Source organism: Mycoplasma sp. CSL10166, from assembly GCF_017116885.1.
Lineage (GTDB): Bacteria > Bacillota_I > Bacilli_A > Mycoplasmatales > Metamycoplasmataceae > Mycoplasmopsis.
Genome location: NZ_JAFIRF010000001.1, coordinates 157146 through 172392 on the forward strand (window position 1 = coordinate 157146; position 15247 = coordinate 172392).

At 29.0% G+C, this 15247-nt stretch carries 19 protein-coding genes; 12 read left to right on the forward strand and 7 right to left on the reverse strand.

The genetic code is table 4. From position 1 onward, the window contains the following. Positions 1-260 precede the first annotated feature (260 nt). Positions 261-1376 (forward strand): hypothetical protein, encoded by a 1116-nt coding sequence (locus tag JXZ93_RS00595; RefSeq protein WP_205852437.1) that lies wholly within the window; start codon positions 261-263, stop codon positions 1374-1376. A gap of 158 nt (positions 1377-1534) precedes the next feature. Further along, entirely contained in the window at positions 1535-3142 is a 1608-nt protein-coding gene (locus JXZ93_RS00600) for a discoidin domain-containing protein (protein ID WP_205852438.1), read from the forward strand. A 69-nt stretch (positions 3143-3211) separates the two neighbouring features. On the opposite strand, the gene JXZ93_RS00605 is transcribed toward JXZ93_RS00600, so the two are convergent. The 7 genes from JXZ93_RS00605 to JXZ93_RS00635 are packed head-to-tail and all read right to left on the reverse strand — an operon-like array spanning position 3212 to position 8768. Continuing rightward, entirely contained in the window at positions 3212-4591 is a 1380-nt protein-coding gene (locus JXZ93_RS00605) for a M17 family metallopeptidase (RefSeq protein WP_205852275.1), read from the reverse strand. 57 nt (positions 4592-4648) lie between these two features. Next, on the reverse strand, positions 4649-6019 hold the full coding sequence (locus JXZ93_RS00610) for a M17 family metallopeptidase (protein ID WP_205852439.1): 1371 nt from the start codon (positions 6017-6019) through the stop codon (positions 4649-4651). Beyond that, entirely contained in the window at positions 6012-6404 is a 393-nt protein-coding gene (locus JXZ93_RS00615; RefSeq protein ID WP_241006987.1) for a YigZ family protein, read from the reverse strand. Before JXZ93_RS00615 ends, JXZ93_RS00610 begins: the two co-directional genes overlap by 8 nt. Then, positions 6397-7251 (reverse strand): ribosome biogenesis GTPase YlqF, encoded by an 855-nt coding sequence (gene ylqF, locus JXZ93_RS00620; protein WP_205852440.1) that lies wholly within the window; start codon positions 7249-7251, stop codon positions 6397-6399. Before ylqF ends, JXZ93_RS00615 begins: the two co-directional genes overlap by 8 nt. After that, on the reverse strand, positions 7244-7522 hold the full coding sequence (locus tag JXZ93_RS00625; protein WP_205852278.1) for a hypothetical protein: 279 nt from the start codon (positions 7520-7522) through the stop codon (positions 7244-7246). Before JXZ93_RS00625 ends, ylqF begins: the two co-directional genes overlap by 8 nt. Positions 7523-7525: 3 nt before the next feature. Beyond that, positions 7526-8248 (reverse strand): RNA methyltransferase, encoded by a 723-nt coding sequence (locus JXZ93_RS00630; protein ID WP_205852441.1) that lies wholly within the window; start codon positions 8246-8248, stop codon positions 7526-7528. Further along, the gene (locus JXZ93_RS00635; protein ID WP_205852280.1) at positions 8235-8768 is read right to left on the reverse strand and encodes a tRNA (cytidine(34)-2'-O)-methyltransferase; all 534 of its coding nucleotides are present in this window, start codon (positions 8766-8768) and stop codon (positions 8235-8237) included. Before JXZ93_RS00635 ends, JXZ93_RS00630 begins: the two co-directional genes overlap by 14 nt. Positions 8769-9013: 245 nt before the next feature. On the opposite strand from JXZ93_RS00635, the gene secY reads away from it, so the two are divergent. From secY to JXZ93_RS00685, 10 genes are all read left to right on the forward strand, one after another. After that, complete coding sequence (secY, locus tag JXZ93_RS00640) at positions 9014-10429, forward strand: preprotein translocase subunit SecY (protein WP_205852442.1); 1416 nt, start codon at positions 9014-9016, stop codon at positions 10427-10429. Continuing rightward, complete coding sequence (locus JXZ93_RS00645; protein WP_205852282.1) at positions 10423-11061, forward strand: nucleoside monophosphate kinase; 639 nt, start codon at positions 10423-10425, stop codon at positions 11059-11061. Before secY ends, JXZ93_RS00645 begins: the two co-directional genes overlap by 7 nt. Positions 11062-11122: 61 nt before the next feature. Next, positions 11123-11869 (forward strand): type I methionyl aminopeptidase, encoded by a 747-nt coding sequence (map, locus tag JXZ93_RS00650; RefSeq protein WP_205852283.1) that lies wholly within the window; start codon positions 11123-11125, stop codon positions 11867-11869. Positions 11870-11885: 16 nt separating this feature from the next. Beyond that, positions 11886-12086, forward strand: a complete 201-nt coding sequence (infA, locus tag JXZ93_RS00655; protein ID WP_371813988.1) for a translation initiation factor IF-1 — start codon at positions 11886-11888, stop codon at positions 12084-12086. A gap of 17 nt (positions 12087-12103) precedes the next feature. Continuing rightward, positions 12104-12217 (forward strand): 50S ribosomal protein L36, encoded by a 114-nt coding sequence (rpmJ, locus tag JXZ93_RS00660; RefSeq protein WP_174893073.1) that lies wholly within the window; start codon positions 12104-12106, stop codon positions 12215-12217. Between the two features lie 19 nt (positions 12218-12236). Beyond that, on the forward strand, positions 12237-12605 hold the full coding sequence (gene rpsM, locus JXZ93_RS00665; RefSeq protein WP_205852284.1) for a 30S ribosomal protein S13: 369 nt from the start codon (positions 12237-12239) through the stop codon (positions 12603-12605). 2 nt (positions 12606-12607) lie between these two features. Next, positions 12608-12997, forward strand: a complete 390-nt coding sequence (rpsK, locus tag JXZ93_RS00670; protein WP_174893071.1) for a 30S ribosomal protein S11 — start codon at positions 12608-12610, stop codon at positions 12995-12997. Between the two features lie 35 nt (positions 12998-13032). Then, positions 13033-14043: a DNA-directed RNA polymerase subunit alpha gene (locus JXZ93_RS03585; RefSeq protein WP_205852285.1), complete on the forward strand. Its 1011-nt coding sequence runs from the start codon at positions 13033-13035 to the stop codon at positions 14041-14043. A gap of 1 nt (position 14044) precedes the next feature. After that, positions 14045-14413: a 50S ribosomal protein L17 gene (gene rplQ / locus JXZ93_RS00680; protein WP_174893069.1), complete on the forward strand. Its 369-nt coding sequence runs from the start codon at positions 14045-14047 to the stop codon at positions 14411-14413. 89 nt (positions 14414-14502) lie between these two features. Then, positions 14503-15231, forward strand: coding sequence for a class I SAM-dependent methyltransferase (locus tag JXZ93_RS00685; RefSeq protein ID WP_205852286.1), 729 nt, complete (start codon positions 14503-14505; stop codon positions 15229-15231). Positions 15232-15247: the final 16 nt, after the last annotated feature.

Sequence of the window (15247 nt, forward strand, 5' to 3'; positions counted from 1 at the left end):
TACATAGCACTTTTTTAACTTTTGAAAGAATAAGTGTTTTATATTTAATTATAAACCATTTTAATTTTAATTTTATTAATTAAATACTAAATTCAATTATAAAATTATCACTAAGAAAAAACGTTATTTTAAGCTGATTTTTAGATATTTTATTTACTTTTTATTATATTTGGTGTTTAATTTATCAAGTTGCGAAGCGACTTATATTTTAAATAACAAAATAACAAAATTAATTTTTTTATATATAAAGGACATTAAAAATGAAATTAAAAAGAAGTTTAATACTTTTAACGATTGCCGGAGTAACTGCTGCAGTTGCAATTCCGGTGTCTATTTTAGCTGCTAATAAAGTTAAAAAAGATAATGATAAAAAAAATATTAACGAAAGTTCATCATCTAATGATAGGTTAGATAAATTAGATAACAAAGACACATCTACAAACGGCGGTTTATCAAAAGAAGGAGAACACACAGAATCTCCAGCAGATGGTAATACTCCAAAAGAAGGAGAACACACAGAATCTCCAGCAGATGGTAATACTCCAAAAGAAGGAGAACACACAGAAACTCCAGCAGATGGTAATACTCCAAAAGAAGGAGAACACACAGAAACTCCAGCAGATGGTAATACTCCAAAAGAAGGAGAACACACAGAAACTCCAGCAGATGGTAATACTCCAAAAGAAGGAGAACACACAGAAACTCCAGTAGATGGTAATACTCCAAAAGAAGGAGAACACGCAGAAACTCCAGCAGATGGTAGTGCTTCAACAGAAGGAGAACACACAGAATCTCCAGCAGATGGTAATACTCCAAAAGAAGGAGAACACGCAGAACAAAAGAAGGAGAACACGCAGAAACTCCAGCAGATGGTAGTGCTTCAACAGAAGGAGAACACACAGAATCTCCAGCAGATGGTAATACTCCAAAAGAAGGAGAACACGCAGAAACTCCAGCAGATGGTAATACTCCAAAAGAAGGAGAACACACAGAAACTCCAGCAGATGGTAATACTCCAAAAGAAGGAGAACACGCAGAAACTCCAGCAGATGGTAGTGCTTCAACAGAAGGAGAACACACAGAATCTCCAGCAGATGGTAGTGCTTCAACAGAAGGAGAACACACAGAATCTCCAGCAGATGGTAATACTCCAAAAGAAGGAGAACACGCAGAAACTCCAGCAGATGGTAGTGCTTCAACAGAAGGAGAACACACAGAATCTCCAGCAGATGGTAATACTCCAAAAGAAGGAGAACACGCAGAAACTCCAGCAGATGGTAGTGCTTCAACAGAAGGAGAACACACAGAAACTCCAGCAGATGGTAATACTCCAAAAGAAGGAGAACACACAGAAACTCCAGCAGATGGTGATGTAACAGCCGATACAGAACATAAAGATACTACTACAGACGAAATAAATATTGAAAAAATTGACGGTAGAGATGAATATGGGTACTACAAAAATTTAGTATATGATTTTAATGGTAGTGGTTCTGAGAAAGAACTTAAAGGAGTACAAGGAAATTCAACAAGTTTGTTTGATAACAGTTATGCAGGCACAGAATATTATCTTAATAAAAATAACGGTGGTGGTGATATTGCTGTTGGTGCAACATTGACAATTTCGTTACCTAGCAAAAAACTTATTTCTAAGGTATTAGTAAAACAAGGAGAAAATAATAATGATGTGTTGAGTAAATTTGACATTCAATATTTAAATTCTGATGGTACTTGAACTAATTTTAATAAAAATGAAGGAACAAATAAAAAATTACAATTGTTTGTTAATGAACCTGTGGAAACTAATAAAGTTAGAATTATAAATAAAGCTCACTCTAGATTTTGATTAAGAATGGATACATTTAAAGTGGGATATGAAAATGATAATTTAGATGATAATGGGTACTATCTCGGATTAGCTCATGACCAAAATCCTGAAAATCCTGAAAAAGAAGTACAAGTACCATATAGCTCTCATCCGTATGCCCATGCACTTGATTTATATAGAAATACTTATCTACATGCTTGAAAAGGTGGCAATGATGAATCTACTAAGCATAAAATTGTGGAAAATGCAACATTTACTGTATCATTACCAAAAAAACAACCTATCACAAAAGTATTTCTAGAACAAGGTTTATCAAACCCAAATGATATTTTAAGTAATTTCGAAATACAATATAAAGATCAATCAGGTGTCTGAGTTCCTTTCAGTGAACAGAAAGGTAATAACACAAAAACTCAAACTTTTGTAAATCATAGTGGTGTAATAACTGATAAAATAAGAATTTTAAATAAAACACAAACAGATCATTGATTTGAACTAGATTCTTTTAAAGTAGGATATGATAAAAATCAAGTAGTTTCATTCGAAAATGCAAGCAATTTTATAAATGCAACTTTCACAAAAGGTAATTTAACTTGAAATAAAAATGAAAATCCTACATTACAAGACTCAAATGTTAATTTTAATGTTACTAATGGTTTAGAAAATAGAATTACTAATATTACACTTACAGGTACTGAAGTTGCAAATAATCAAATATTTGCTAAGTATTCATTTAAATTTGATAATCAAGATGGTGAAGGAAAATACTTAGTTGCTACAAAAGCAGATTTTAGAAATTGAAATGATAAAATTACAATAACAGGAATACAAGGATATGACTTTGGTGGTATTAAATTAAAAGCGTTAATAAACGATAATAATTTAACATACGATAATTTAATAGAGGGTAAAAGTCCTGCTGCAGCAAATGTTTATGAATTAAATTCTTATAAAGTTTTAGTTTATAACGATCAAGGAGAATACTCACCTTTGATGCGTGATAATGGAGCAGAATATTCATACCCCGTTTATGTGCAAAAAATTAATAATAAAGAATTTTATTTCATAATACCTGAAGCCCAACCAGAAAATGATAAAACACCATTTAAAGATAAAATACTATATGTAGGTGAAACCGACACAAATAAACCAATTAAATATAATATTGCTGATGTATATTTAAATGTAAATAAAAAGACAGGTGAATATACATACAAAAATAGTGTTAACGTTGGCTGAAAAAATGACTTTTTAGTTTCAAGCAATAATACTTCAATATTAGCTTTTGGAAGTTTTATTAAACCTAAAAAATAACATTTTAATAATTATTCATATTACAAAAATAGCATACCTTTTTATTATTGGTATGCTATTTTTAATTTGTTATTTGTTTGAGTTTAATGCTAGTTGAACTAATGTTTTAACCATAACACCGGTTGGTCTACCGCCGATGTCTGCTGTACCAGCCACATCTAGGTGAATATATTCAACACCTTCAGTAAATTCTTTTAAGAACATGGCTGCTGAAGAACTACCAGCTCCTGCACCACTTAAATCAGTATTTTTTAAGTCAGCAACCGGAGAGTTTTTAATTTCTTTTGCATATGCTTCGTCAAGTGGCATTCTTCATACTAATTCATTTTGTGCATCTGAAGCATCTTTAAGTTCTTTTCATGCTTGTTCAGATGTTGCTCAAACACCTGTATATGTGCTTCCTAAGGCAACAACTATTGCCCCTGTAAGTGTAGCTACATCAACTAATCTTGTTGCTTTTAAGTTTCTAACTGCATATGTCAAACCATCTGCCATTACTAAACGACCTTCGGCGTCAGTATTGTTAATTTCAACAGTCTTACCATTCATACTTGTTCAAACTGAGTCAGGTAAAGAAGCATCACCGTTTACTCTGTTATCTGTGATAGCCATAACTGCAGCAACATTTGTTTTTGGTTTTAACTGTGCAATAGCTTTTAATGCACTAGCAACAAATGCTGAACCTGACATATCAAATTTCATTCCTAACATTGAACGACCTGGTTTAAGTGAGTAACCACCACTATCGAATGTAATACCTTTACCTACATAAACAGTTTTTTCTTTTGAATCAGGATTTCCATTGTATTCAATAACTACAACTCTAGGTTCGAACATACTTCCACGGTTAACTGAAAGTAATAATCCCATTCCTAATTCTTCGATTTGTGATTTATTTAAAACTGTTACTTTTAAGTTATCGTATTGAGCTAAGTCTTCTTGGACTCTTTTTGCTAATTCTTCAGAATTTAAAATGTTTGGAGGTGTAATTTGTAGGTTTCTTGCAAAGTTAACAGCTTCTAAAAGAATGTTTGATTTGTTTAATTGTTCTAATTCTTTTTCTGTTGCTTTTTCGCTTAATAAGCTTACATTAAATTTATCATCTTTTTTGTTTGTTTTGGCGTTGTAAATTTCTGCTGTTACATAAGAATATGCTTCTGTAAAAGCCTTAACAACTTCTGCTAGACTAACTTTTTCTGTTACGAATGTATCCAAGTTAACTTGTAAATCACGTCCTAAATTTGTAAATAATCCTTTTGCAAAATTATATAATGTAGAAAACTTTAAGTCTTCTTTTTTACCTAAGAAAACAAATGATTTGTTTTCGTTAAAATAATCAGTAACTACTGAATTTTTTTCTATTAATGATTTTGGATATTCTTCGCCTTTAAAAATGGCGCTTAATAATATAGAATCATTTCTTTTATTATCTATTAAATTAATTTTCATAATATTTCCTTTCTAGTATTTAATATATATAGTTTAAATTTTACAACTTTTTTTATATTAATTTTGATATTTTAGTGCAAATTCAACTAATGTTGAAATTAATTCACCTTGAGGTTCTCCGCTTCTATCTGCTGTACCCGCTACATCACAATGAATAAAATCAATATCTTTTGTAAATTCTTTTAAGAACATCGCTGCCTGACTTGAATCTGGACGAACAGTTTTTGATCAGTTAGCTAAATCAGCAACTTTAGATCCTTTGTTTCCTTTGTTGTAATCTTCATGAAGTGGCATTCTTCAAACTTTTTCATTAGCTTCTTTAGAAGCAGATTCAAATTTTTCTCATTTTTCATCATTTGTACTTCAAATACCTGTGTAAACGCTACCCAAAGCTGTTAAAATAGATCCGGTTAGTGTTGCTACATCAATAATTGTTGTAGGTTTTAATTTTTCTGCTGCGTAGTAAATTCCATCAGCTAAAACCAAACGACCTTCGGCATCTGTATCAACAACTTCCACTCATTTGCCACTCATTGAACGATAAACATTCTCAGGTAGTGATGCATCTGAGTTGATTCTATTATCTGTGATAGCCATAACAGCAGAAACATTAACCTTTGCTTGTAATTGCGCTAATGTTTTTACTGCATAAGCGCTAATTACAGAACCAGACATGTCGTATTTCATACCATCCATGTAGTAACCTTTTGTATTTACACCACCTGTGTCAAAAGTAATCCCTTTTCCGACTATTGAAATGCTTTCTTTGGATTTAGGGTTACCGTTGTATTTGACAACCACAACTCTTGGCTCGTGTGTGCTTCCTTTGTTAACTGATAATAATAAACCCATTCCTAATTCTTCTATTTCTTTTTTAGTTAAAACGTCAATTGTTAAGTTTGGTATACCACTAAAATCTCTTGTAATTTCTGAAGCTAATTGTTCAGAATTCAAAAAGTTTTCAGGCATAATTTGTAAATTTCTAGTTTTTTGAATATTTTCGGCCAATACAAAAAGTTTTTTAGTTAACGATGCAAATTCTTTGTGGCTTTGTTCATCTAAAATTAAGAATAATTTTTCTTTCTCTTCTTTTTCTGTTTCTATTGATTTTTTAAATAATTTTGCTTTTGCAAAATAACTTTTAAGAATAAAAGTTCTTAAAAGTGTTTTCATATCGTACATACTTAAAAAGTCTGATAATAAAATTTCATAACTTCTTTTGTGTGAAGATGCAAAATTTAATGCAAAATCAGCTAAAGCGTCTACTGTTTGGTGTTCTTTATCGAAAAACACATATGAAATTTTGTTTTCTAAATCTTCAGTTAAAACAAAGTTTTTCTTTGCTATGAATTTAGGAAATTCTTTTCCTTCGAATGCAGGTTTTAAAACTTGATTTTTACCTGTGTTTTTTTTGATTAATTTAATCATTTTTTGTCTCCTTTAAATATTTATCTATTGCTTGTGAACTTGATATTCTATATGCTTTAATTAGTCCTCCGGCACCTAGTTTTATGCCACCAAAATATCTAATCACAACAACTAATACATTTGAAATATTTTTTATTCGCATTAGTTCAAACATGGGTCTACCAGCAGTATTTTTAGGTTCTCCATCATCGCTAAAACCACCTGATTCGACACCATCATTATTTATTATATAACTGTAACAAATATGTCTTGATTTTTTATGTTCTTTTTTTAACTGGTTTAAAATATTTTTTAATTCTGTTTTTGATTCAAATCTAAAAATGTAAGAAATAAAACTAGATTTCTTAACCTCATATGTGATTGGATCAAAAATAGGTTTAATCAAAAGTTACGCCTGACATATTTTTTACTAACTGTATAAAATGATTTTGTGCTTTTTCTAAATCTAGTTTACCCTTTTCTTTATAAAAATTAAATTTGATTGCATAATCATGAAATAATGAGTAAATTTCTTTATCGTCATTAGAAGGTTTTAATCCTCAATTTTCTATTATAGTTGGATAATATTTTGATAGAAGTGCTCAAATTTTTGTAGCAACAAACTCTCTACCAAAATTTTCGCTTTTAATTGAACCAATTGCAAGTAACTTAATAGCGACTTCCTGATCATAAAATTTAGGTAGTAATATACCAGGTGTATCTAAAAATAAAAATTCACCATTAACGACTCATTTTTGTTTAGTTGTTACACCAGGGTAATTTGCAACTTTTAATTTCGAAGTTGGAGAAACTAAATTTATTAAAGTAGATTTGCCACAATTTGGTATACCAACAACAAATGATTTTATTTTTGTTTGTATCAATCCTTTTGCTTTGTTTCTTTCAATTCTCTCTTGACTCATTAATTTAAGTTTTTTTAAAATTATATTCTTTGATTTATTTTTTCTTAAATCTAATCAAAGAATATGTTCACCCTTAAATCTTTTTGTAATTGCATCTTTTTTACTTTGATCCATCAAATCACTTTTAGTTATTATGAATAATCTTTGCTTTTGAGGAGCGATTTTATCAAAATCTTCATTATATGAACTAATTGGACATCTTGCATCTAGTACAACGATAAAGATATCGGCAAGCGTTGCGTTTTCTTTTATTTCTCTAATCCCTTTTGCCATGTGGCCGGGATATCAATTAATTAAATTGTTGTATTCTTTTTCGTTTTCGTTATTCATTTTTTCCTTTTTTGATATCAGATAATTGTGTTTTCAATCTAATTAAGTCAAATTCTAGTTGTTCCTTTTTTGTTTGAATTTTTATTAATTCTTTTTCTAATTCTTTTTTTTGCTTTTGTTCAATTTCTAAGTCGTTCAATAAAATACTAATTTCTGAATAAATTTTTTCTAGTAGTTTATCGATTTCAAGAGTACTATAACCTTTTAATGTTATTGGAATATTTACATTTTGAATATATTCTAAAATTTTAAAATTGCTTTTTTTATTCATTGTTTATCCGTTTCTTATTTTATTTAAAATTATGGCAGCACTCATAGAGACGTTTAAACTTTCAAAACTAATTGGTATATAGATTTTTTGATCAAGTAGAGCAATTATATTTTTATCAATTCCTACACCTTCATTACCAAAAATAATAACCATATTTTCGTTATTAAAATATGTGTCATTAAGTTTTGTTGAACTTTTATCTAAAAGTGTTCCATAAATTTCAAAACCATTTTTTTTAAGTTGTTTAATTGTGCCTATGCTATCTTTAGTTTCTACTATGTTTATTGAAAACATAGCACCTTGTGACGAACGTATTATTTTGTCATTATAAGGATCTGTGTTTTCGACTATAACAGTATCAAAATCGAATGCTTTTGCAAGTCTAAAGATGGTTCCGATATTCCCTGGATCTTGAACATTATTTAATAAAATTACTTTATTTATTTTAATATTATTAATCTTTTTGTTATTGCATAAAGCGAAAATAGGTTGTGTTGTTTTTGTTGGTGAAATATAATCTATTAAATGTTCTTCAATTAATGTGGAATTTTTATATTTTTCATTTCCGGGTATTTCAAAAATTTCTTCAATAATTCCGGAATTTTTAGCTTCCTCAACTAAGTGATAACCAAAAACTAAAAACTTTTTATTTTCTCTTCTATATTTTTTATCAAGTAATTTTTTTAAAAATTTAATTTTAGGATTCTGTCTACTACTTAAAATCATTTTCGATTAGAAAATCTTTCCCTTTTTCTACTTCAAATAATGATAAGTCTTTAAAGTCTAATTGTCTCATAACTTCAAATCCTAAAATAGAAACGCAGTTCGCTAAATTAATTGATCTCATTGCAGAAACCATAGGTATTCTCAAACAATTATCGATATTATTTTTTAAAATTTTTTTATCTATACCGGTTGATTCTCTACCAAACATTAATCAAATTTCTTTATTTTGATTAAAGACGTTTTTATAATTTATATCAGTATAATTTTTTAATCCATATCTTGTTATGTAGTAGATGTTTTTGTCGTGATATTTTTTTGCAAATTCTTCGTAAGATGAGTGTATTTCATGTTTAATATCAGAAAGCATTCTGCCTGCACCATATCTTTTTAGATATTTTGGATGCAAATCAAAACTAGTAGGTTTTATTATGTGTAATTTCATACCCAAAGCAAAACAAGTTCTGATAATATTACCTGTATTCGGGAAAATTTCAGGTTGATAAAGTACGATATTAATCATTTTTTCTCCTTTTGTTAACTTTTGTTAATATATTATTTAAATTATATATTTTTTATTATTTTTAGTGCATAAAATGTAGGATAATATGCGTTTTAAATATTATTTTTACTAAAATTAAATTTAATTTTTTATTTTTTCTACAAAAAAACTTCAATAGCAGTTGTTTATGCAAATATATTGGTTAAATTTAATAATTTTAAAAATAGAAAAATTTTATATAATTAAAATACAAAAAAGAGGTAACATTGGATAGTTTAATATTATATATAAGACGTGGTTTTAGAGCATTTTCTAAATCATGAATTTCTTTTTGAAAAACAAAAGAATTATTAAAAAAAGGAATTTTTACATTATTATTTTTGGTTATTTTTATTTTAGGAACTTCTCTTACAGCTCCTTTCATTAGAATTCAAAATCAAAATCAACTCTCAGAAAATTCATTTTTAAATACTTTAAATTTAATAGGTGGTGGAGGTTTAAGGCAATTTTCGCTTTTTGCTTTAGGAATAAGTCCGTTTATTAATGCATCATTAATTATGATGATTTTACAGTCTAAAATTTTTCCGCCAATCTACAAATTGAGTCAAAGTGGTCCGCAAGGTCGTAGAAAAATAAACATCATTACTCGTTTAGTTACTCTAATTATAGCTTATCCACAAGCTGTTTTCTTAGTCAAGTCATTATCTGCGCAAGGAACAAGAGGTTTTATCGAAATTGTTGGAACAAACATTTTAAGCGAATCTACTTTAATATATTTTATAATTCCAATCATTTTAACATCTGCTTCATTGGTTGCGTTATTTATTTCGGAACAAATAACTAACAAAGGTATAGGGAACGGGACTAGTTTAATTATTTTTACTGGTATAGCCGCAAGGTTACCGTATCAATTTAAGAATGCGGTAGAGTATTACATCGGTGGTAATGGCTCTAGTGGAGTTATGACCGGTATAATTGATGTTGTTACATATTTTAGTGTTTATTTATTGACTATTTTAATAATTGCTATATTTTATGTAGCGGAACGCCATATTCCGATTCAACAAGTTGGTGCAGGACGTTCAAGAAATCGTAAAGAAATGGGTAAATTACCTATTAAAGTTAATCCTGCAGGAATTATGCCAATTATCTTTGCTATGATGGTTTTATCATTTCCTACTATGATTGCAAATTTACTTCCAGAGACAAGTATAGCGAAACAATGAATTAATACTAATCTTCAATTTACACAACCTGTAGGATTTACTTTACTAGTTGTGATTGTTTGAGTATTTTCATTATTAATGGGAATTCAACAATCAAAAGTCGATAAAATAGCCGAAGATTTTACAAAAAATTCAACTTTTATACCTGGTCTTAGACCAGGAGAAGAAACTCAAGATTATTTAATAGGTACAGTTTTTAGATTAAGTGTATTTTCTTCTATTTATTTATTAATTTTAGGAAGTATGCAATTTGTACAAATAATGGCCGGTATTCTTCCGCAAAGTATTGCTTTTGGTGGTACAGGATTAATGATTTTAGTTTCTACAAGTATTGAAACTTTAGATCAACTTAAAGCAAGAAGAAAAACAATGCGTTTAGCGAGAGCAAAACGTCTATCGAGAGATATTAATGATATTAACGATGTAAACAATGTAGATGAAGGATTATTGTGATAACAAAAAATTTAATTTTTATGGGTCAACCTGGTGCTGGAAAAGGTACAGTGGCAGAGTTAATAACAAAAGAAACTAATTTAGTTCATTTATCAACTGGTAATATTTTTAGAACAGAAATAAAAAACAAAACAACACTAGGATTAAAAGTTCAAGAATATGTTAATTCTGGAGGATATGTTCCAGACGAAATAACCAACGAAATAGTATTTAATGCTATAAGTAAATTAAAAAATGAAGGTAAATACTTTATTTTGGATGGGTACCCAAGAACAGTACAACAAGCCGAGTACTTAAAAAGTTTAAAAGAATTTGAATTTGATGTAATTGAAATAAGAGTTACTCAAGAAGTTGTTTTAGAACGTCTTGGAGGAAGAAGAACATGTTCTAAGTGTGGTACAGGTTACCATATTAAATTTAAACCAAGTAAAGTTGCTGGAAAATGTGACTTAGATGGTGCTGACTTGATAATAAGAAATGATGATACTGAAGAAAAAATAGTAAATAGATTAAAAATTTATCAAGAACAAACAAAACCATTATTAGACTACTACATAGGCATGAACGAGTTAAAAGTGGTTGATGGAAGTTTAGCTCCAGAACAAGTAGCAAAAAAAGTACTTGGAATTTTATAAAATTTTGTTAAAATTTAGATACTTTTGGTATCTATATTTTTTATACATTTAAGGAGAATTTATGATTCAAATTTTAAAAGAAAATGAAATAAAAAAAATTACTAAAAGTTGTCAAATCTTGGCAGAAGTAAAACAAATACTTTGAGACTTCATAAGACCAGGGGTTTCTTTAGAAGAGATTGATCAATTAGCTTGTAAAGAAATTAAAAAAAGGGGAGCAAATTTATCTTTTAAAGGATTATATGGTTTTCCCGCTACAGCTTGTATATCTGTAAATGAAGAATTGATCCATGGTATTCCTTCCAAAAGAATCGTAAAAGATGGAGATTTAGTTAGTGTTGATCTCGGATGTGTTTGAGAAGGTTACCATAGCGATAGTGCTTTCACAAAAGGTGTTGGCAAAATATCAGAAATAGACCAAAAATTAATTAATGTAGCTAAAGGTGCTTTTGAAGCGGGTGTCGCAGCTATTAAACCAGGGGCACGTGTAGGAGATATATCTTATGCAATTGGACGTTACATTAGAAAAAATAAATTATATACACCATCCGAATTTTGTGGTCATGGTATTGGTAAAAAATTACACCAAGATCCAGATGTTTTTAATTCGGGACATGCAGGTACAGGTCCATTATTAAAAGATGGAATGGTTATTTGCATTGAACCTATGATAACTCAATCAAAAAATATTTATATTAAAAATGATGGGTGAACAGTTGTTAGTGAAGATGGCACTAATACAGCTCATTATGAACATACTGTTTTAATTAAAAACGGAAAAGGTGTTATTCTTACGAAAGGAATTTAATTTGGCTAAAGACGGATTAAAAATAAAAGCTGTTGTAAAAGAAGCTCATACAACAGATTTATATACTGTTGAACTTGAAAATGGTTTAACAATTAAAGCTCACATTTCTGGAAAAATGAGAGTTAATCATATTAGAATTTTACCAGGTGATACAGTTGATGTTGAAATGAGTCCTTACGACTTAACTCAAGGTCGCATTGTGTATCGTCATAAATAAAATCGAGGAGATACAAAATGAAAGTTAGAGCAAGTGTTAAAAAAATCTGTAAAGATTGTAAAATTATCAAACGTAGAGGAATTAACCGTGTAATTTGTGTTCAACCAAAACACAAACAAAGACAAGGTTAATATTTAAGAAAGGGAAAATATGGCTAGAATTTTAAACGTTGAAATTCCTAATGATAAACGTGTTGTTATATCACTTACATACATATATGGAATTGGTAAATCAACAGCACAAGAAATTTGTGCACAAGCAGGAATTGATGAAAACGCAAGAGTAAAAGACTTACATGAAGATCAATTATCTAAAATTCGTGAAATCGCTAAAAATTATGTAACAGAAGGTGATTTACGTAGAGAAGTAACATTAAACATAAAACGTTTAATGGAAATTAAAAGCTACCGTGGTATAAGACACCGTAAAGGTTTACCAGTACGTGGACAATCTACACAAAAAAATGCACGTACACGTAAAGGTCCAAGAAAAACAGTAGCAGGAAAGAAAGGTAAATAATAATGGCTCGTAAAACTAAAAAGAAAAATATTGTTAGTGGTGTAGCACACATTCATTCTACAAACCAAAATACCATTGTTACATTTGCTGATGAAAATGGTAATGTTATTGCTTGATCTTCTGCAGGAAGCATCGGTTACAAAGGAACTAAGAAAAAGACTCCTTATGCTGCTGGTTTAGCAGCTCAAGCAGCAGCTGAAGCTGCTAAAGAACACGGAATTAAAACAGTTAAAGTTGAATTGAAAGGTTTAGGTGCTGGTAAAGATGCAGCTAGAAAACAAATCGAAGTTGCAGGAATTACAGTTACTGAAGTTAAAGATGTAACACCAGTTCCACACAACGGTACAAGACCACCAAAAAGAATTTTAAAACGTGAACGTGCAAAAAAATAATTTAAACCAAGTTTAAGAGGAAAGGAAATCTAAATATGGAAAAAATGAAACCATTATCATATAGAAAAAAACCAGAATTTAGAGTTGTTTCAGACAATGAAGTAACATTTATATTAGAAGGTTTAGAAAGAGGATTTGGTAAAACTTTAGGTGTAGCACTTAGAAGAATGATTATATCAAGTATGCCTACTTTAGCACCTTTTAGCGTACGAATAGAGGGTGCTGAGTTTCATTACAAAGCACTTAAAGATGTTACTGAAGACGTTCTATCATTAATAATGAACCTAAGAGAAGTTAATTTTACATATTCCCCATCATATGTTGCTGATGATGAAATTGTTAAGGTTAAACTTAAATCAAATGAAATTGGACAAATCACTGCTAAATCAATGGAAGTAAGCAACCCTGGTGTTCAAATTATCAACCCAAATCAATACATCGCTACAGTTAATTCACCTGATGCATTAAATCTTGAATTGTTTCTTCGTGTAGGACGTGGGTTTATGTCTGAAGAAGAAAATAAAAATTACATCAATGATAAAGATTTAAAATCAAAATTAGAAACAGATATTAAACGTGCTGAATTTTTAGCAGTTGATTCTAATTTTGCTCCAATTAAGGCTGTAACATGAGATGTTAAAGAATTAAACTCTGATTCAACTAAAATTGAAGAAGCTTTAGAATTTAAAGTTGTTACAAATGGTTCAATTACTGCAAAAGAAGCTATAAAATATGCTTCAGAAATGTTAATTGGATTATTTAGAGTTATTGGTGGTGTTGAAAATATGGAAGATGTTCAAATTTTCGAAGAACCAAAAGTTGAAGAACCACAACAAATTGAGGATGATTTAGATATTACACAACTTGGTTTATCTGTTCGTTCTCTAAATGCACTTAAGAAAAGTGGTAAGAAAAAACTTAGTCAAGTTGCTGAAATGAGATTTGAAGAACTTGAAGGAATTAAGAACTTAGGTAAGAAATCTGTACAAGAAATTATTGAAAAACTTGAAGAACATGGTTTACAATTAAAAGAGGGAGAAGAATAATATGGCTAATCCAAAACAAATTTATTCACGTAATACAAAATGAAGAAATGGTGTGATGCGTTCACTTACAAGTGAATTATTCGCAAACGGTCACTTAACAACAACTTTAACAAGAGCTAAAGAATTAAGAAAACATGCTGAAAAAATGATTACTAAAGCAAAAAACCCTACATTAGCTAATGTCCGTGTAATTACAAGTTATGTAAGACCTATTACTGTTAAAAATTCAGACAAAAAAGTTTACAAACATTTAATTGACACTATTGCACCAAAATACAAGGAAAGACAAGGTGGTTATACAAGAATTATTAAATTACCTAAACGTCTTGGTGACAATACAAGAATGGCAATTATTGAACTTGTTGATTAATTCAAATAATAATTAAATATTCGGATTGTTCCGAATATTTTTTATTTCAAATACTAAAATAACAAGTTTTATTTTGTTATAATAAATAAATGAATTTTAATGAAAATAATAAGAGTGTTTTTGAAGATGATCAAACAGTAGTTAGATATGCTAAATCAAATTCTTCAATAGGTCTTTGAAAATCTGAAGAATTTATTTTTGATAAGTATTTCAAAAATAAAAACTTCAAATTACTTGACATAGGTTGTGGAACAGGTAGAACAACATTCGGGCTAATAAAAAAAGGATTTACTAATATTCTTGGTGTTGATATTTCATCTAATATGATTGATACTGCTAAATATTTAGCAAAAAACGATAATATAAATGTTAATTTTGAGATAGCAAATGCCTCAAAATTACATTATGCAAATAATTCATTTGAATATGCTCTTTTCTCTTTCAATGGATGACCCGGAATACCTAGTGAAGAAGGAAGAATAGATGCTATAAACGAAATATATAGAGTTTTAAAATCTGGTGGAATATTTATTTTTTCAACAATTATTAGAAATGAGGATACATACATTAAACCTAAAGATGAAATAGTACTAAAATGTAGTGAATTTAAAATAAAAAATTATGGTGATCATATTTTTTTAAATGAAAATAATTTATGCGATTTTATGCATTTATATTCTTATGAAGAATTAATGCAATTATTAAATAAAACAAAATTTACAATTTTAGAAGTTATTGACAGAGATAAAAATTTTTTAGAAAATTATAAAGTGAAGGAATTTGCGAATAATACTCATTTTATTATTTTAAAAAAATAATATAATTAATATATCG